15 protein-coding genes are annotated in these 16,678 nt (G+C 70.9%); 5 read left to right on the top strand and 10 right to left on the bottom strand.

The features are described from left to right. Positions 1 to 3: 3 nt before the first annotated feature. The 5 genes from O0235_RS03060 to O0235_RS03040 form a co-directional block, all read right to left on the bottom strand. Positions 4 to 333, bottom strand: a complete 330-nt coding sequence (locus O0235_RS03060) for a hypothetical protein (RefSeq protein ID WP_270057074.1) — start codon at positions 331 to 333, stop codon at positions 4 to 6. A gap of 132 nt (positions 334 to 465) precedes the next feature. Next, positions 466 to 858, bottom strand: a complete 393-nt coding sequence (locus O0235_RS03055; protein ID WP_270057073.1) for a flagellin — start codon at positions 856 to 858, stop codon at positions 466 to 468. Then, complete coding sequence (locus O0235_RS03050) at positions 855 to 1,661, bottom strand: flagellin N-terminal helical domain-containing protein (protein ID WP_270057072.1); 807 nt, start codon at positions 1,659 to 1,661, stop codon at positions 855 to 857. The genes O0235_RS03055 and O0235_RS03050 overlap by 4 nt, the downstream gene beginning before the upstream one ends. Positions 1,662 to 1,917: 256 nt before the next feature. Next, the gene (locus tag O0235_RS03045; protein ID WP_270057071.1) at positions 1,918 to 3,111 is read right to left on the bottom strand and encodes a flagellin N-terminal helical domain-containing protein; all 1,194 of its coding nucleotides are present in this window, start codon (positions 3,109 to 3,111) and stop codon (positions 1,918 to 1,920) included. 271 nt (positions 3,112 to 3,382) lie between these two features. Beyond that, complete coding sequence (locus tag O0235_RS03040) at positions 3,383 to 4,927, bottom strand: flagellin N-terminal helical domain-containing protein (protein ID WP_270057070.1); 1,545 nt, start codon at positions 4,925 to 4,927, stop codon at positions 3,383 to 3,385. Positions 4,928 to 5,168: 241 nt separating this feature from the next. Here O0235_RS03040 and O0235_RS03035 point away from each other — a divergent pair, with 241 nt between their 5' ends. Further along, the gene (locus O0235_RS03035) at positions 5,169 to 5,381 is read left to right on the top strand and encodes a hypothetical protein (protein WP_270057069.1); all 213 of its coding nucleotides are present in this window, start codon (positions 5,169 to 5,171) and stop codon (positions 5,379 to 5,381) included. Positions 5,382 to 5,384: 3 nt separating this feature from the next. On the opposite strand, the gene rpe is transcribed toward O0235_RS03035, so the two are convergent. Further along, a complete protein-coding gene (gene rpe, locus O0235_RS03030; RefSeq protein ID WP_270057068.1) occupies positions 5,385 to 6,050 on the bottom strand; it encodes a ribulose-phosphate 3-epimerase in 666 nt (221 codons plus the stop codon). A 64-nt stretch (positions 6,051 to 6,114) separates the two neighbouring features. On the opposite strand from rpe, the gene fakB reads away from it, so the two are divergent. From fakB to radA, 4 genes are read left to right on the top strand one after another with little or no spacing between them, the layout of a single operon-like run. Further along, a complete protein-coding gene (gene fakB / locus O0235_RS03025) occupies positions 6,115 to 6,954 on the top strand; it encodes a DegV family protein (protein WP_270057067.1) in 840 nt (279 codons plus the stop codon). Next, complete coding sequence (gene recG / locus O0235_RS03020) at positions 6,951 to 9,389, top strand: ATP-dependent DNA helicase RecG (protein ID WP_270057066.1); 2,439 nt, start codon at positions 6,951 to 6,953, stop codon at positions 9,387 to 9,389. Before fakB ends, recG begins: the two co-directional genes overlap by 4 nt. A 25-nt stretch (positions 9,390 to 9,414) precedes the next feature. Further along, entirely contained in the window at positions 9,415 to 10,827 is a 1,413-nt protein-coding gene (locus tag O0235_RS03015) for a hypothetical protein (protein WP_270057065.1), read from the top strand. A gap of 40 nt (positions 10,828 to 10,867) precedes the next feature. After that, positions 10,868 to 12,298 carry a DNA repair protein RadA gene (gene radA, locus O0235_RS03010; RefSeq protein ID WP_270057064.1) on the top strand — a complete coding sequence of 477 codons (1,431 nt, stop codon included), beginning with the start codon at positions 10,868 to 10,870 and terminating at the stop codon, positions 12,296 to 12,298. Here the strand turns inward: radA and rodA are convergent. From rodA to mreC, 4 genes are all read right to left on the bottom strand, one after another. Next, on the bottom strand, positions 12,221 to 13,384 hold the full coding sequence (rodA, locus tag O0235_RS03005; protein WP_270057063.1) for a rod shape-determining protein RodA: 1,164 nt from the start codon (positions 13,382 to 13,384) through the stop codon (positions 12,221 to 12,223). The two genes, radA and rodA, sit on opposite strands and share 78 nt — an antisense overlap. Continuing rightward, positions 13,381 to 15,309 carry a penicillin-binding protein 2 gene (gene mrdA, locus O0235_RS03000; RefSeq protein WP_270057062.1) on the bottom strand — a complete coding sequence of 643 codons (1,929 nt, stop codon included), beginning with the start codon at positions 15,307 to 15,309 and terminating at the stop codon, positions 13,381 to 13,383. The genes rodA and mrdA overlap by 4 nt, the downstream gene beginning before the upstream one ends. Beyond that, a complete protein-coding gene (locus O0235_RS02995; protein WP_270057061.1) occupies positions 15,306 to 15,527 on the bottom strand; it encodes a hypothetical protein in 222 nt (73 codons plus the stop codon). The genes mrdA and O0235_RS02995 overlap by 4 nt, the downstream gene beginning before the upstream one ends. Positions 15,528 to 15,827: 300 nt before the next feature. Continuing rightward, on the bottom strand, positions 15,828 to 16,664 hold the full coding sequence (gene mreC, locus O0235_RS02990) for a rod shape-determining protein MreC (protein ID WP_270057060.1): 837 nt from the start codon (positions 16,662 to 16,664) through the stop codon (positions 15,828 to 15,830). Positions 16,665 to 16,678: the final 14 nt, after the last annotated feature.

Genomic DNA, 16,678 nt, shown 5'->3' with positions numbered 1-16,678 from the left:
CGCCTAACCTCGCCGTTCCAGCAAAAGTCCTCCGGCTGCCTCTTCGCTCGCCAGCCGCCACAGGTCTTCTGCCCTCACCCGCGCGATGACGTCCCCCGTCCGGGCGTCGCGAACCTGGATGGCGACCATCATCCCCTCGTGGTCCACGACGTACTCCAGTTCCAGCGTCCCCGGGTCGCGGCCCGGCGCCAGCATCCGAATCATCCGCTCCCGGTTGCCGCCGTCCTGCCGCGGACGCGGCATCCGCCGGTCGCGTCCGCCGCCCTGGCTCCACGACGCCGGGGCCGGCGAAATCCCCACCGGGGCGATGCCTTCGAGTCTAAGCTCGCGCATGACGCCGTTCCTTTCCGGAAACTACCTGATCATCGGCCCGCCGCTCCCCCACCTTGAGCCGCGGCCGCCGGACGAAAACGGGGCCCCCGGGTGGAGTCCCGGGGGCCCCTCAGCTGGCGGTCAGCCCGCCGCTTAGCCGCGGAGGAGGCTGAGGATGCTCTGCGCCGACTGGTTCGCCTGCGCCAGGACGGCCACGCCGGCCTGCTGCAGGATCGTCTTGCTCGCGAGCTCGCTCGAGAGCTGGGCGACGTCGGCGTCGCGGATGCGGCTCTCGCTGGCCGTCAGGTTCTCGACGGCGACGCCGAGGCTGTTGACGGTGTGCTCGAGGCGGTTCTGGGCGGCGCCGAGGTCGGAGCGGCGGGTGTTGAGGGTGGTGATCGCCGCGTCGATCTGGTTGATGAAGGCCTGGGCGGCGGTGTTGGAGGCGACGATGGTGGAGGCGCTGGTCCAGTCGACGCCGCCGCCGGAGAGGAGGTTGAGGCCGGTGGACTGGGTGGCGCGGACGTCGTTGAAGGAGACGTTCATGACGTCGTAGGCGGTGGTGTTGGCGCCGACCTGGAGTGCGGCTGCGCCGGAGCCGGTGACGACGATGGTGTCGTTGGCGGCGGTGGTGAGGGCGGCGCCGATGTTGTCGGCGGTTTCGCCGGCGGTGGAGTTGAGCTTGATGGAGATGCCGAGCTGGTTGAAGTTGAGGGTCTGGGAGCCGTTGGCGGCGATAGCGGAGACGGTGATGACTGGGCCTGGCCGGAGGGGCCGGTGAGGGTGAGCTCGTCGGTGGAGCTGTTGTAGCTGAAGGTGTAGGTGCCGGGCTTGGCGCCAGCGACGTTGATTTCGGTGGCGATGGCCGCGCCGACGGCATCGTTGACGACGAGGTCGGTGCCGGTGGCGCCGCCGAGGGTGCCGGTGAGGGCGCCGGTCAGGAGGTTCTGGCCGTTGAAGTTCGTCGCGTTCGCAATCCGGTCGATCTCCTGCCGCAGCTGGATGAGCTCCGTGCCGATCGACGTCCGCGCGGCCGTGTCGTAGGTGTCGTTCGCGGCCTGGACGCCCAGCTCGCGCATGCGCTGGAGGATGGAGTGGATCTCATCCATGGCGCCTTCGGCGGTCTGGATCATCGAGATGCCGTCCTTGGCGTTGCGGATGGCCTGGCTGTTGCCGCGGATCTGGGCGCGCATCTTCTCGGAGATGCCGAGGCCGGCGGCATCATCGGCGGCGCGGTTGATGCGGTAGCCGCTGGAGAGCTTCTCCAGCACCTTCCCCATCTTCGCGTTCGTGATGCTCAGGTTCCGGTTCCCGTTGAGCGCGGCGATGTTGGTGACGATCGACGACATGTTACCTGTTCTCCCCTTCGTTGTTCCCCCGGCGTTGCCGCCGGCGCCACCTCGGTGGCGTTGGTGTCAGCTTGGGTATCGCCCGGTGGCGAACCGGCGTCGGGGGGCGATTCCGGGGACGGCCGGTGGCGAACAGGTGGCTGCGGTGGACGGATCGGGGCTGCCCGGTTGCTATCAGGTGAACACCGCCCGCAGCGAAGCGGCCCTCCCGTCACCGGGAGGGCCGCCCCAGGGGAGTGCCGCCGTTACCGCCGGCTTACCGGAGGAGGCTGAGGACCGCCTGGCTCGACTGGTTCGCCTGCGCCAGGACCGCCGTGCCCGCCTGCTGCAGGATCTGGCTGCTCACCAGCTGCGTCGAGAGCTGGGCGACGTCGGCGTCGCGGATGCGGCTCTCGCTGGCCGTCAGGTTCTCGACGGCGACGCCGAGGCTGTTGACGGTGTGCTCGAGGCGGTTCTGGGCGGCGCCGAGGTCGGAGCGGCGGGTGTTGAGGGTGGTGATCGCCGCGTCGATCTGGTTGATGAAGGCCTGGGCGGCGGTGTTGGAGGCGACGATGGTGGAGGCGCTGGTCCAGTCGACGCCGCCGCCGGAGAGGAGGTTGAGGCCGGTGGACTGGGTGGCGCGGACGTCGTTGAAGGAGACGTTCATGACGTCGTAGGCGGTGGTGTTGGCGCCGACCTGGAGTGCGGCGGCGCCGGAGCCGGTGACGACGATGGTGTCGTTGGCGGCGGTGGTGAGGGCGGCGCCGATGTTGTCGGCGGTTTCGCCGGCGGTGGAGTTGAGCTTGATGGAGATGCCGAGCTGGTTGAAGTTGAGGGTCTGGGAGCCGTTGGCGGCGATAGCGGAGACGGTGATGACCTGGGCCTGGCCGGAGGGGCCGGTGAGGGTGAGCTCGTCGGTGGAGCTGTTGTAGCTGAAGGTATAGGTGCCGGGCTTGGCGCCAGCGACGTTGATTTCGGTGGCGATGGCCGCGCCGACGGCATCGTTGACGACGAGGTCGGTGCCGGTGGCGCCGCCGAGGGTGCCGGTGAGGGCGCCGGTCAGGAGGTTCTGGCCGTTGAAGCTCGTCGCGTTCGCGATCCGGTCGATCTCCTGCCGCAGCTGCATGATCTCCGTGCCGATCGAGGTCCGGGCCGCGCTGTCGTAGGTGTCGTTCGCGGCCTGGACGCCCAGCTCGCGCATGCGCTGGAGGATGGAGTGGATCTCGTCCATGGCGCCTTCGGCGGTCTGAATCATCGAGATGCCGTCCTTGGCGTTGCGGATGGCCTGGCTGTTGCCGCGGATCTGGGCGCGCATCTTCTCGGAGATGCCGAGGCCGGCGGCATCATCGGCGGCGCGGTTGATGCGGTAGCCGCTGGAGAGCTTCTCCAGCACCTTCCCCATCTTCGCCGCCGTGATGTTGAGGTTGCGCTGACCGTTGAGGGCAGCAACGTTCGTGACGATCGAAGACATCCTGCGTCTCCCCTTCCTTTCTGCTCCGGGGGAAGCCCCCGGCCCTGCCCCGCGTGGTTTTGGGCAGGCGTGACGCCTTGGTTATCGCCGCCGTCACGAACGATTAGGGGTGCAGGACGGGAACCGCAGGGGGTACGCCGGTGACGAATCCGTGCCGCCGGTGGATGACAGGTGGCAATTCTCCCGCCTGTCACCGGCCCAAACGCCAAACGGGGAGGTCACCCTGGGTGACCTCCCCGTCCCGGGAGAGCGGCCTCGATCAGTCCGCGGATTAGCGCTGCAGCAGCTGTAGCACCGCCTGCGGCGTCTGGTTCGCCTGCGCCAGCACTGCCACGCCGGCCGACTGCAGGATGTTCGATGCCACCAGGTCGCTCGAGAGCTCGGCGATGTCCGCATCCCGGATCCGGCTCTCGCTCGCCGTGAGGTTCTCGACGGCCACGCCGAGGCTGTTGATCGTGTGCTCGAGCCGGTTCTGCGCCGCGCCGAGCGTGCCGCGCCGGCTGTTCAGCGTCTGGATCGCCCCGTCCAGCGCGCTCATCAGGTTGTGCGCGTCCTGGATCGTCTTCACCACCTGGTCGCCCAGCGTCGTGATGAGCCCCGTCGGCCCGCCCAGCTTGTACGCCGGCGAACCGAGGTTCTCGCTCAGCATGCTGACGAACTCCAGCTGCAGCGTATCCGGCACGTTCGCGCCCACCTGCAGCGTCGACGTGTTCCCCGTCCCCTCGATGATGATCGTATTGTTCGTCGCGCCCGTCAGGTCGGTGATGACCTGCGCCGCCGTCCGCCCCGCAGGCCCCGTCTGCAGCGTCACGCTCACGCCGAGCTGGTTGAAGTCCAGCGTCCGCGTTTCGTTCGGCGCCATGTTCGTAATGGTGAGCGTCTGCGAAGTGCCGTCAGCCCCCGTCAGCGTCAGCTGGCCGGCGCCCGGCGAGGTGAACGTGTAGGTCTGCGGCCGCGCGGTCGTCGCCGTGATGGTCGTCGCCGTGAGCCCGTTGATCGAAAGGTTCGAGTTCCCGCCCACCGCCATGTCCGCCAGGAAGCTCGTCCACGAGTACGCGCCCGGGTCCGTCGTAATCGTCAGCGTGAACCCGTTGCTGAAGACCACCGAGCCTGCCGAGCCGCCCGGGATCGTCGACCCGGAGGCGAACCCGGCCGCCGTCGCAACCAGCGTCCCGCTCGCGCTGCCGAGGCGCATCTCGAGCACGCCGCCGTTGTTCACGAAGACGTAATCGCCGGCCGGCGCGGTGCTGAAGGTCACCGTGCGTGTGCCGCCCGAGGGCAGCGGGTCGCCCGAGACGAGGTGCGTCGCGGCGGCGCCGGCGTTCGCGTAGCCGATCGTCTCCCCCTGCACGAGGTTCGTCGCGGCCACGCCCGCCGAGACGCTCGAAAGCGCGCCCGTCAGCACCTTTTGCCCGTTGAACTCCGTGCTGTACGCGATCCGGTCGATCTCCTTCCGCAGCTGCACGATCTCCTCGCCGATGCTCGTCCGCTCCGGGCCGTTGTCGGCGTAGGTGCCGTTCGCCGCCTGCACCGCCAGCTCCCGCATCCGCTGGAGGATGGCGTGCACCTCGTCCATCGCGCCCTCCGCGGTCTGCAGCATCGAAATCCCGTCCTGCGCGTTCCGGAGCGCCTGCTTGTTGCCCCGGATCTGCGCCCGCATCTTCTCGCTGATGGCGAGCCCCGCCGCGTCATCCGCGGCCCGGTTGATGCGGTAGCCGCTCGCCAGCTTCTCCAGCGTCTTCCCCATCTTCAGGCCCGTCTTCGCAAGGTTGCGCTGCCCGTTGATGGCGCTCACGTTCGTCATGATGCGAGTCATCGTCGTGCTCCTTCGCCGGTCCATGCCCGGCTGGCTGGGTGATATCGCCCCGGCGAGGTTGCCGCCCTCCCGGGCTTCTACGGTGACAATCGGGTGAACAGGGTGGACATTGAGTGACAAAACGGCGCCGGCCGCGAAATTCAGGGTTTCGCCCGATGGGCCCGGATCCGCGGTCCTCCGGCCCCCGCATGCCTCGCCGCGCTGTGGCACACTGGCCGTACCCGCCCGACGGAGGACCGCCATGCGCACCACCGACGACTGGGTCGCCCGTCACGTCCCCGATACGCAGGAAGCCGTCCGCCAGGCGCTCGACATCCTCGAACGGTACGGCTACACCGCCGGCGACCTCGACTACCTGCTCTACGAAGGCCAGGCCCACGAGCGCGACCCCGAGCTCGAGGAGGCCATCGGCCTGCTCGCCCGCCTGCGCGAGGCCGGGGTCACCATCCGCTGAGGGCTACGTTCCCGCGACCGCCCGGCGCAGGTCGGCGAGGTTCTCCGCCACGCTCTTCTCCGCGTTGTAGACCGAGCTCCCGCACACCAGCACCGTCGCGCCCGCGCGGACACAGTCCGCCGCGTTGTGCGCCTTCACCCCGCCGTCGATTTCGATGTCGGCGCCGAACCCGCCGGCGTCGAGCAGCCGCCGGATCTGCGCGACCTTCTCCAGCTGCCGCCGGATCATCTGCTGCCCGCCCCAGCCCGGGTTGATCGTCATCACCATCACCTGGTCCGCGTCCGGCAGCGACTCCTCGATCGCCGCCACCGGCGTCCCCGGGTTGATGCACACCCCCGCCTTCTTTCCCAGCCGGTGAATCGCGTCCAGCGTCCGGTTGATGTGCGGCGACACCTCGATGTGCACGTTGATGATGTCTGCCGTCTCCGCGAACTGGTCGATCAGCCGCTCCGGCTCCACCGTCATCAGGTGGATATCGAACGGCAGCGAGGTCACCTTCCGCAGCGCCTCGACCACCAGCGCGCCGAACGTGATGTTCGGGACGAACCGCCCGTCCATCACGTCGAGGTGCAGCATATCCGCCCCGCCCGCTTCCGCTGCCCGCACTTCGTCGGCCAGCCGCCCGAAATCGGCCGTCAGGATGGAAGGCGCCAGCTTTACCGTCGTCATGAGCCGCTATTCTACCCGCCCGGCGCGAACCCTTATACTCTCCCGCATAGGCGCCTGAACAATTATGACCGTTCGCATCGTCACCGATTCGACCTGCGACCTCCCGCCCGCGCTCGCTGCCGAGCACGGCATCACCGTCGTGCCCCTCACGGTCATCTTCGGCGATGAAGCGCTCGAAGACGGCGCCGCCATCACCCCGGTCGACTTCTACCAGCGGCTCCGGTCGTCAAACGTCCTCCCGCGGACCAGCCAGCCTTCCGTCGAGCGCTTCCAGCAGGCGTACCGCGCTGCCGCCGCCGACGGTGCCGAGATCGTCTCCATCCACATCTCCTCGAAGCTCTCCGGCACCCTCAATTCCGCCTCCGTCGCCCGCGAAACCCTCAAGCACGACCTCCACATCGACCTCATCGATTCCTACAACGTCAGCGTCGGCCTCGGGCTCATCGTGCTCGAAGCCGCGCGGGCGGCCGCGGCCGGCGCCTCCCTCAGCGACGTCGTCGCCGTCACCCGCCGCGCCATGGACCGCGTCACCGTCTACGTCGCCGTCGATACGCTCGAATACCTCCAGCGCGGCGGCCGCATCGGCCGCGCCCGCTCGCTCATCGGCTCGATCCTCAGCATCAAGCCGATCCTCACCGTCGACCAGGGCGAGGTCGCCCCCTTCGAACGGGTCCGCACCCGCGCCCGCGCCCACGAGCGCATCCTCGAACTCGCCGCCGGCATGCCCCGCGCGAAAGAGATGTTCATCGCTCACGGCGACCTCCCCGCAGAGGCCGAGGCCGCCATCGAGCGCCTCCGCCCGCAGCTCCCGCACACCGCGCTCCACGCCGCCTACCTCGGCCCCGTCGTCGGCACCTACACCGGCCCCGGCGCCTTCGGCGTCGCTGCCCTCGCCCGCGAATGAGCGGCCCCGCCCGCGCGCTCGATACTGCCCGCCTCCGCCGGGTGTTCGAACTCGAGCGGCAGGGCGGCTGCCGCAACACCGCCGTCCTCGGCGGCCTCGACCGCCTTCTCATCCAGCTCAGCGAAGACGGCCAGCTCCGCGGCTCGCCGCTCGCCGCCGCCGTCCGCCAGCTGCCGCCCGGCGGCTACCGCGCGCTGCCCGCCGGGGAACGGGAGCGCTGGGTCGATGGCGTGCTCGCCGCGCTCGGCGGCGTCGCGCCCCGGCCTGCCGCCGCGCCGGCAAGCCGCAAGCAGCCCCGGCCCGCCGAAGCGCCGCCCCCGCCCCCGCCCATCACCCCCGCCAGCCCCATCGCCGCCCTTCCCGGCCTGCCCCGCGGCGCGGCCGCCCGGTTCGAAAAACTCGGCGTTGCGACCGTCGGCGATGCCGTCTTCCTCTTCCCCCGGCGCTTCAACGACTACACCAACCTCCGCCGCATCGCCGACCTCCAGCCCGGCTCCGAGCTCCAGACCATCGTCGGCGAACTCCTCGATATCGCCGAGTTCCGCGTCCGCGGCCGGGTCCGCGGCGCGCGCGCCCTCGTCGCCGACGGCACCGGCGCGCTCCCCGTCGTCTGGTGGAACATGCCGTACGTCGCCCGCAACCTCCGCGAAGGCGACCGGCTCGTCCTCGCCGGGCGCGTGCGCAGCTACCGCGGCCGCCTCCAGCTCGAGAACCCCGAGTTCGAGCAGCTCGAACGCGGCGGCGACGCCTTCGCCCGCCTCGAGCCCGTCTATCCCGCCACCGCCGGCCTCGGCCAGAAGACCATCCGCGCCGCCGTGGCCCGCGCCGTCGACCTCGCCGCCGACCTCGTCGATGACCCCATCCCTGCGTGGCTCAGGCGCGAAGAAGGCATCCCCCCCATCGCCGCGGCCATTCGCACCTACCACGCCCCCGCCAAAGCCGAGGACGCCGAGGCTGCCCGCCAGCGCCTCGCGCTCGGCGAATTTCTCGCCGTGCAGTGCGCCGTCCTCATCCGCCGCGCCGAGTGGCAGCGGAACGACGACGCCCCGGCCATCGATTTCGGCCCGCTGCGCAGCGGCTTCCTCGAGGCCCTCCCCTTTCCCCTCACCCGCGCCCAGCAGCGCGCCCTCGCCGAAATCGAGCGCGACCTCCGCGGCCCCAACCCGATGCTCCGCCTCCTGCAGGGCGACGTCGGGTCCGGGAAAACGGTCGTCGCCTTCGCCGCCATGCTCGCCGCCGTCGCCTCGGGCTTCCAGGCCGCCCTCATGGCCCCGACCGAAATCCTCGCCGAGCAGCACGAGCGCTCCCTCGCGCGGCTCCTCGGCGGCGGCGAGCTCTCCGCGCTCGACGGCGTCTTCAGCCCCCCGTGGCTCGGCCGCCCGCTCCGCGTCCTGCTCGTCACCGGCTCCCTCACCCCGGCACAGAAAGCGCAGGTCCGCGGCGATGCCGCCCACGGCGGCGCCGACATCGTCATCGGCACCCACGCCCTCATCGAAGACGACCTCCAGTTCCCCCGCCTTGGCCTCGCCGTCGTCGATGAGCAGCACCGCTTCGGCGTCATGCAGCGCGCCCGGCTCCGCCAGAAGGGCCGCAACCCCCACCTGCTCGTCATGACCGCCACCCCAATCCCCCGCACCCTCGCCCTCACCGTCTACGGCGACCTCGAAGTCTCCACCCTCGATGAGCTGCCCCCCGGCCGCCAGCCCATCCGCACCCGCTGGTACCGCCCCGATGAGCGCGACGACGCCTACCGCTTCCTCCGCAAGCGCCTCGATGCCGGCGAACAGGTCTACGTCATCTGCCCGCTCGTCGAGGAATCCGAGTCGCTCGAGGTCCGCTCCGCCGAAGAGGAGTACGAATTCCTCCGCTCCGGCCCGCTGGCGGGCTACGCCGTCGAACTTCTCCACGGCCGCATGTCTGCCCGCCAGAAGGACGAAGCGATGCAGCGCTTCGCCCGCAACGAAGCCCAGGTCCTCGTTTCCACCAGCGTCATCGAAGTCGGCATCGACGTCCCCAACGCGACCGTCATCGTCATCGAGGGCGCCGAACGGTTCGGCCTCAGCCAGCTCCACCAGTTCCGGGGCCGCGTCGGCCGCGGCGCGAAGCAGAGCTACTGCATCCTCTTCTCCAGCGAGGAAGACCCGGGCCCCGACGCCCGCGAGCGGCTCAACGCCATGTGCGAAACCACCGATGGCTTCGCTCTCGCCGAGGTCGACCTCCGCATGCGCGGCGAAGGCGAAACCTGGGGCCGCCTCCAGAGCGGCACGAACACCATGCTCCGCGTCGCCCGCCTCACCGACCGCGATATCCTCCTCCGCGCCCGCGGCCTCGCTGCGCGCGTCCTCGCCCGCGACCCCCGCCTCGAACACCCGGACCACGCCGCCCTCGCCGCCGCCGTCCGCCCGTTCCTCGACCGCGCCGCCGAGGCAAACTGAACGCCGTTCGGCTACAATCCGCCGGATGCGCGAACGGCTCCCGCGGGCGGCCCGGCAGAGCTGGCCCCTCGCCCTCATCCTCTCCGCCGCCGTCGTTGGTTACGCCCCCGCTGTCGCCTCCCCGTTCTGGCTCGACGACTACTTCTACCTCGTCGCCGCACGCGACCTTTCGACGGCCGACTACGCCCGCGCCGTGTTTACCCCCTGGAGCAGCGAGCCGCTCCTGCCCTTCACGCGCGACTTCTGGCGCCCGCTCGCCTTCCTGGCCTTCGAGCTGCTCGAACCGGCCGCAGGCGGCCGCAGCTGGCCGTACCACCTGCTCGTCCTCGCGGGCCACCTCGCAGCCGTTGTCCTCACGTGGGCGATCGCCGCCCGCATCGACCCCCGGCCGCCGGTCCGCGTCATCGCCGCCGGCATCGTCGCCCTCCACCCCGGGCCGTACCAGGCGGTGGCCTGGGTTTCCTCCGTGAACAGCCTCGCGCTGCCGCTCGCCCTCGTGGCCTGGCTCGCCTTCCTCGCCGCGACGCCCCCCGGCCAGCCGGTGCGCTGGCGGCTGGTTGGCCTCTCCGCGGCCCTTCTCGCCCTCGGTGCGATGACCCGCGAAGGCGCGTGGGTCGCCGTGCCGGTCCTCGCTGCCTGGCACGTGGCGGTCACCGCCCGCTGGCAGCTCCGCCGCCGCGAAACCTGGCTGCCGCTCCTGCCGTTCGCCGCGCTGGCCGCGCTCTACGTCGTCATCCGCACCCGCGGCTTCACCGAGCCCCTGGCCAACCGCGAGATCTTTGACTGGCGAGGCAGCCATACGTGGCGAAACTACCGCGCCTGCCTCGAATTCCTGCTCTTTCCCTTCCGCGAACAGCTCGGCGGCCTGGCCGGCTGGCGGCATACCCTCCAGCAGCTCTCCATCCCGGTCGTCCCGCTCCTCGCGCTCGGTTCGGCAGCGCTCCGCCGCTGGCCGCCAGCCATCCTCCTCGGCGGCGCGCTCCTGTCCCTCCTCGCCGTCGCCCCGAATCAGCTCGGCATCGGCCCGCGCTACCTCTACTTCACCATCCCCTGGCTCGCCCTCGGCCTCGCCACCCTCGCCGCCGACCTCCTGGAGCGGTTCCCCCGCGTCCCCCGCGCGCTCCCGGCCGCGGCCGGCGTCGCCGCCATCATCCTCGCCGCCGTCGCCCTCAATGACCGCGTCGCCGACTGGACCCGCTGGGGGCCGGGCGAACAGCAGCGCTGGGTCGATGCCCTGCGCGCCGAATACCCCGACCTCCCGCCCGGGACCACCGTCTACGCTGGCGGCAACGTCCCCGGCTGGCTCACCGTCTTCGGCGGCGTCAACCTCGGCCCGGCCGTCCGCTGGTACTACCCGGAGGCAGCTGGCGCCGTCTACGTCCCGCCCGGCGAGATTCCCGAACTCGGCCCCGGCGACGTTCTCTTCATCGCCCCCTGACGCGTCGTCCCATGTCGCCCGAGCGGCCTATACTCGGCCGGTGCCACGCGCCGAACGCGGCTACCGCTGCTCCGCCTGCGGCTGGACGGCCGTCGCCTACGTCGGCCGCTGCGCCGGCTGCCAGGCGTGGAACACCCTCGAACCCTTCGCCGAGGCTCCCCGGAGCGGCCCGGCAGGCCGCCGTCCCGCCGCGGCTGCGCCCGCCCGCCTCCTCCGCCTCGACGAGGTCGAAGGCGATACCGCCGCCCGCCACGCGACCCGCATTCCCGAGTTCGACCGCGTCCTCGGCGGCGGCATCGTCCCCGGCTCGCTCGTCCTCGTCGGCGGCGACCCGGGCATCGGCAAATCGACCCTCATGCTGCAGGCGGCGGCCGCGCTCGCCGGGCAGGGCCTCCGCGTCGCCTGCGTCTGCGGCGAAGAATCGCCCCGCCAGGTCCGCATGCGCGCCGCCCGCCTTGGCGTCGCCGGCGCCCCGATCGATCTCATCCCAGAGCCGGGCATCGAAGCGGCCCTCGCGGCTGCCGAATCCGCTGGCGTCGACGTCCTCATCGTCGATTCCATCCAGGCCGTCACCGTCGAGGGGCTCGAATCCCGCGCGGGCGGCCCCGCCCAGCTCGCCGAGGCCGGCGCCCGCCTCCTCGCCTTCGCCAAGGGCACCGGGACCGCCACCCTCGTCACCGGCCACGTCACGAAGAGCGGCGACGTCGCCGGCCCGCGCCTCCTCGAACACCTCGTCGATGTCGTGCTCTACTTCGAATCCGCCGAGGGCGGCGTCCTCCGCCTCCTCCGCGCCGTCAAGAACCGCTTCGGCGCCACCGACGAACTCGGCCTCTTCGAGATGACCGGCGCCGGCCTCCAGAGCGTCGAGAACCCCGGGGGCCTTCTCCTCGCGCCCCACGACCCCGCCGCTTCCGGCTGCGCCGTCACCGCCGTCATGGAAGGCTCCCGGCCCCTCGCCGTCGAGGTGCAGGCCCTCGCCGTGCCGACGGCGCTCGCCGCGCCCCGCCGCATCGCTGCCGGCATCGAGCCCGCCCGCCTCCACCTCCTCCTCGCCGTCCTCGCCCGCCGCGGCGGCATCCCCTCCGGCGCCCTCGATATCGCGGCCAGCGTCTCCGGCGGCCTCCGCATCCGCGACACCGCCGCCGACCTCGCGGTATGCCTCGCCCTCGCCTCAGCCATCCACGACCGCCCCCTCCCCCGCGGCATGGCCTTCCTCGGCGAAGTTGCCCTCTCCGGCGCGCTCCGGCCCGTCCACCAGCTCAGCCGGCGCCTCGCCGAACTCGCCCGCCTCGGGCTCGAGGCGGCCGTCGTTCCCCCCGGCGCGCCCGCGCTCGAAGGTCTGCGGCTTTTGCGCGCCGCCTCGCTCGCCGAGGTCCTCGAAGCCGCCGGGCTCTCACGTCTGCCGGTACGACCGGTGCCGCATCACGATGCTCTGCAGCAGCCCCAGCGAGGCGAACAGGCTCACGAGTGACGAACCGCCCTGGCTCACGAACGGCAGCGGGATGCCCGTCACCGGGAAGAGGCTCACGTTCACGGCCACGTTGATGAACGTCTGCATCAGGATCAGCATCGTGATGCCCACCGCTACCAGCTGCCCCGCGGTGTCGCCCGCCAGCTGCGCCGCCCGCACCCCGCGCATCAGCAGCAAAATGAACAGCGCGAAGATGACCATCGCCCCGGCGAACCCGAACTCCTCCCCCAGCAGGCTGAAGATGAAGTCCTTCGTCGCCACCTTCAGGTACTCGAGCTGCGTCTGGTCGCCCTGCATGTACCCCTTGCCGAACAGCTGCCCGGAACCCAGCGCGATCTGCGACTGCAGCACGTTGTACCCCGAATCCAGCGGGTCTTCGTTCGGGTCGACCAGCACCGCCACGCGCTCGACCTGGTAATCCGCAATCGCGAACGTCCACGCGAACGGCAGCACCGCGAGGAAGATCGCCCCCATCATGAGCAGGTGGCTCCGGTTCGCTCCCGCAATCACGACGATGCCCAGCCAGATGCCTCCGAAGACGACGCTCGTCCCGAGGTCTGGCTGCAGGAACACCAGCCCCGCCAGCGGCGCCACGATCGCCATCGAGAGCAGCAGCGACCGCACGTCCCGCGCATCGCCACCGTGCTCTGAGAAGAACCGCGCCAGGCACAGGATCGCGGCCAGCTTCGCGAACTCCGACGGCTGCACCTGCACCGGCCCGAGGTCGAACCACCGCGTCGACCCGTAGGCCGTGCTCCCCAGCGCGAACAGCGCCAGCAGCGACACGATCGAGAGCGCGTAGAACACCCACGCGAAGTGCAGGAACCGGTGGTAGTCCACGCGCGAAATTCCCAGCATCACGGCGATGCCGATCACCGCGAACAGCGCCTGCTTCGCCACCGGGCTCGCGAGGCTCGTGATCGGCCCGTCGTACCACGGCCGCGACCCGCTGTGGATGAGCGCCAGGCCGGACCCCACGAGCGCCAGCGCCGCCGCCACCATCACGTAGTCGAACCGGTCCCAGCCCCGCCAGAACGACGTGCGCGCCCGCGCCCGGCCGAAGTTGCCCAGCGTCACGCTCGTCACGGCCGCACGTGCTCCATGAAGTAGTCGATGATCTTCCCCGCCACCGGCGCCGCCTTGTCGCCGCCGACGCCGATATCGAAGTACACCGTCACCACCACCTCCGGGTCGCTGTACGGCGCAAACCCGGTGAACCACGCGTGCTGCGACTTCGTCCCGTCCGGCTTGAAGAACTCCGCCGTCCCCGTCTTCCCCGCGACGGTCGTCTTCGAACTCGCCGCGCGCGCGCCCGCGCCGTACTGCACCGAGCCCAGCATCCCCTCCCGCACCACCTGCAGCCAGCGCGGGTCGACGTCGATGGTCTCGCCCTGCGGCGAAATCGTCCGCACCACCTTGCCGTCCGGCCCGATGATCGCGTCCGCCACGTGCGGCACCGGCAGCGTCCCGCCGTTGGCGATGGCGGCCGTCATCCGCGCGATCTGGAGCGGCGTCGCCAGCACGTCGCCCTGCCCGATCGCTGTGTTGTACGTATCCCCGAGGAACCAGTCGTTTTCGCCCGGCGCGAACCCTTCGCCCACCTTCGTCCGCCGCTTCCACTGCGGGTCTGGCACCCGGCCCGACGCCTCGCCGAAGAGGTCGATGCCCGTCGGCTTCCCGAAGCCGAACTTCCGCGCCCACGCCGCCAGCACCGCGCCGGACGTTTCGACGTCCTTCCCCAGCCCCCGCTGCCGCTCGAGGTCGCCGCCCGAGGTGAGGAAGAAGAACACGTTCGACGACCACGCGATCGCCGCCCGCACGTCCATCAGCATGTTGTGGCAGCGCCAGTCCGGGTAGTTGTAGATGACGTCGTTCTCGCCTTTGATGTCGAGGCTGCAGCCGATCTGGAACGTCGTGTTCGGCGTGATGCTGCCCTCCGCCAGCCCGGCCGTCGCCGTCACCAGCTTGAAGGTCGAGCCCGGCGCTGCCGGGTTCAGCGCCTTGTTGAGCAGCGTGTAGGTCACCGTGTCGTTCTGGATCCGCTCCAGCTCGGCCGCCCGCCGCTGCGCGTCGGCGTAGATGTTGTTGTCATACGTCGGAATCGAAACGATGGCGTACACCTGCCCCGTCTTCGCGTTCATCACCACTGCGGCTGCCTGCTTCGCATCGCCCCACCCGCTGCCGTTGTCCGCCATCGAGGCCTGCAGCAATTCGGCGACGTACTGCTGCAGCCCGGCGTCGATGTTCAGCCGCACCGTGTTCCCCGGGACCGGGTCCTGCCGCCCGAGCAGCGTGATCAGCCTGCCCTGCGCATTCTGCTCGGCTGCCGTGTAGCCGATCTGCCCCCGCAGGTCCGATTCGTACCACGCCTCGATGCCGTCCTTCCCCACCGGCTCGTTCAGCTGGTAGCCCTGCTGCCGAAGCACGCGGGCCTCCTCAGCCGTCTGCGGCCCGATGTAGCCGAGGATGTGCGAGAACGCCGGCCCCGCGATGTACTGGCGGCCGGGCGTCACCTCGAGGCTCACCCCCGGCAGGTCGACGGCTGCCTCTTCGAGCGCCAGCGCAGCCTCCCGCGGCAGGTTCGTCGCGATCCGGATCGCGATGTACGCCCGCCCGGCGGCGATCGCCTCGTCCACGCGCGTCTGCACCTCCAGCGGCGACACCCCGATCAGCTCCTGCAGCCGCAGGTAGATCCGGTAGCGCGCCTCCTGCGAATCGGGCAGCAGCTCCGGCAGGATGGTCGCCGAATACACCCCCACGTTCTTCACCAGCGGCTCGCCGTTCCGGTCGGTGATCAGGCCGCGCGTCGGCAGGATGTTCGTCCGCACGATGTGGTTCTCCCGCGAGCGCTGCGCGAACTCCTCCCCCCGGAGGATCTGCATGTCCACGAGCCGCAACGTCAGCACCCCGAAGAGCAGCAGGATGAACGCCCGCAGCACCGCCACGTTCCCGTGGGGGCGGTTGCGCGATGGCCCCGCCGGCGTCCGCAGCCCCTCGTCCAGCAGGCTCATAGGCTCGCGAAATACCTTCCCCGCTGCAGCCGGAACCCGCTCCCCTCGAGTCCCGCCAGCCGCAGCGGCACATAGCATATCGTGAGCAGCACCATATCCACGAAAAGTCCCGGCAGCAGCACGTCCGCCGCCAGCGCGCCGAACGCCGCCGGCGCCCCGCCGAGCATCGCGCCGATCGCCAGCACCGTCCGCGCCGCCAGCCCCGCGCCCAGCGTCATCGCGTACGTGCGCGCTGGCGTGCCCCAGCGGCAGCGGCGCGTCTTCCAGCAGCGCGCCGATCAACGCCACCGGCAGGTACGCCAGCAGCAGCAGCCCCGGGTCCCGGTCCGAAATCATCCCCAGCAGCAGCGCCCCGAGCGGCGTGAGCGCCATCACCGGGCCCGGCCCGCTGAACGCCCCCGCCAGGCAGATCATCAGCAGCACCAGCTCGGGCACCGCCCCCGCGACCGGGAAGAGCGGCGCCACCGTCACCTGCGCAACCGCTGCGAGGAACACGAGCGCGAACCAGCCGAGCGCCTTCACCGGCCGGCCCCCGTGTCCAGCGTCTCCGGCACGAAGCTCATCAGCACGAGGACCGTCGTCGCCGTGCCCAGCCGCGTCATCGGCTCGACCGTCACCTTCGGGAACAGGTCCTGCGTCGAACCCTCCACCGACGTGACCGTGCCGATCGGGATGCCGTAGGGGAACGCGCCGCCCAGCCCTGCCGTGATGATCGTATCGCCCACCTTGATGTCGCCCTGCGCGAGGTCGAGCGTCAGCGTGCGCCCCGGGTTCCCCCGGAGGATGCCGTCCGCGCCTTCGCCGCCCAGCACCGCCGCCCGCACGTTGCTCCGCGTATCCGTGATGAGCCGCACGAACGACCGCGTCGGCGTCACCCGCGTCACCGTGCCCATCAGCGAACCCTGCGTCGAGGTGACCACCATCCCCTTCACGACGCCGTCGTTCGAACCCCGGTCGATGGTGATGACGTCGCTGAACGGGGAGCTGTCGCGGTGGACCACGTTCGCCGCCAGCCTGCTCTGGGAGGTATCGCCCTGCGCAAGCCCCAGCGCGGCTTCGAGCTCCTTGATGCGCTGGGCGTCCTGCTGGCGCTGCGCCAGCTCGTTCCGCAGCCCCTCGTTTTCCACGCGCAGCCGCGCGTTCTCCGACCGCAGGTCATCCACTTCGCCCGCGCTCGACAGCAGCCCCGCGACCGGCCGGAAGATGCCCGTGAAGATCCCTTCGAACGGCGCCGTCACCCGCAGGAAGACGCCCTGCACAGGGCTGAGCACACCCACCTGCCCGGCGACTCCGAGGAGGATCGCCAGCCCCACCATGGCCCCCAGCCACCACGAGTACCGGTTCAACGTGAGCATGACGGTCCCTCGAG

This window comes from Tepidiforma flava (genome assembly GCF_027594505.1).
Lineage (GTDB): Bacteria > Chloroflexota > Dehalococcoidia > Tepidiformales > Tepidiformaceae > Tepidiforma > Tepidiforma flava.
Note: the sequence above shows the minus strand (reverse complement) of the source record. Positions and strands in the feature narration are given on the sequence as shown.

Bases quoted from the DNA above. Each gene is read 5' to 3' on its own strand.
- O0235_RS03060 (WP_270057074.1), bottom strand. From the start codon at position 333: ATGCGCGAGCTTAGACTCGAAGGCATCGCCCCGGTGGGGATTTCGCCG.
- O0235_RS03055 (WP_270057073.1), bottom strand. From the start codon at position 858: ATGAACGTCTCCTTCAACGACGTCCGCGCCACCCAGTCCACCGGCCTC.
- O0235_RS03050 (WP_270057072.1), bottom strand. From the start codon at position 1,661: ATGTCGTCGATCGTCACCAACATCGCCGCGCTCAACGGGAACCGGAAC.
- O0235_RS03045 (WP_270057071.1), bottom strand. From the start codon at position 3,111: ATGTCTTCGATCGTCACGAACGTTGCTGCCCTCAACGGTCAGCGCAAC.
- O0235_RS03040 (WP_270057070.1), bottom strand. From the start codon at position 4,927: ATGACTCGCATCATGACGAACGTGAGCGCCATCAACGGGCAGCGCAAC.
- O0235_RS03035 (WP_270057069.1), top strand. From the start codon at position 5,169: ATGCGCACCACCGACGACTGGGTCGCCCGTCACGTCCCCGATACGCAG.
- rpe (WP_270057068.1), bottom strand. From the start codon at position 6,050: ATGACGACGGTAAAGCTGGCGCCTTCCATCCTGACGGCCGATTTCGGG.
- fakB (WP_270057067.1), top strand. From the start codon at position 6,115: ATGACCGTTCGCATCGTCACCGATTCGACCTGCGACCTCCCGCCCGCG.
- recG (WP_270057066.1), top strand. From the start codon at position 6,951: ATGAGCGGCCCCGCCCGCGCGCTCGATACTGCCCGCCTCCGCCGGGTG.
- O0235_RS03015 (WP_270057065.1), top strand. From the start codon at position 9,415: ATGCGCGAACGGCTCCCGCGGGCGGCCCGGCAGAGCTGGCCCCTCGCC.
- mrdA (WP_270057062.1), bottom strand. From the start codon at position 15,309: ATGAGCCTGCTGGACGAGGGGCTGCGGACGCCGGCGGGGCCATCGCGC.
- O0235_RS02995 (WP_270057061.1), bottom strand. From the start codon at position 15,527: ATGACGCTGGGCGCGGGGCTGGCGGCGCGGACGGTGCTGGCGATCGGC.
- mreC (WP_270057060.1), bottom strand. From the start codon at position 16,664: ATGCTCACGTTGAACCGGTACTCGTGGTGGCTGGGGGCCATGGTGGGG.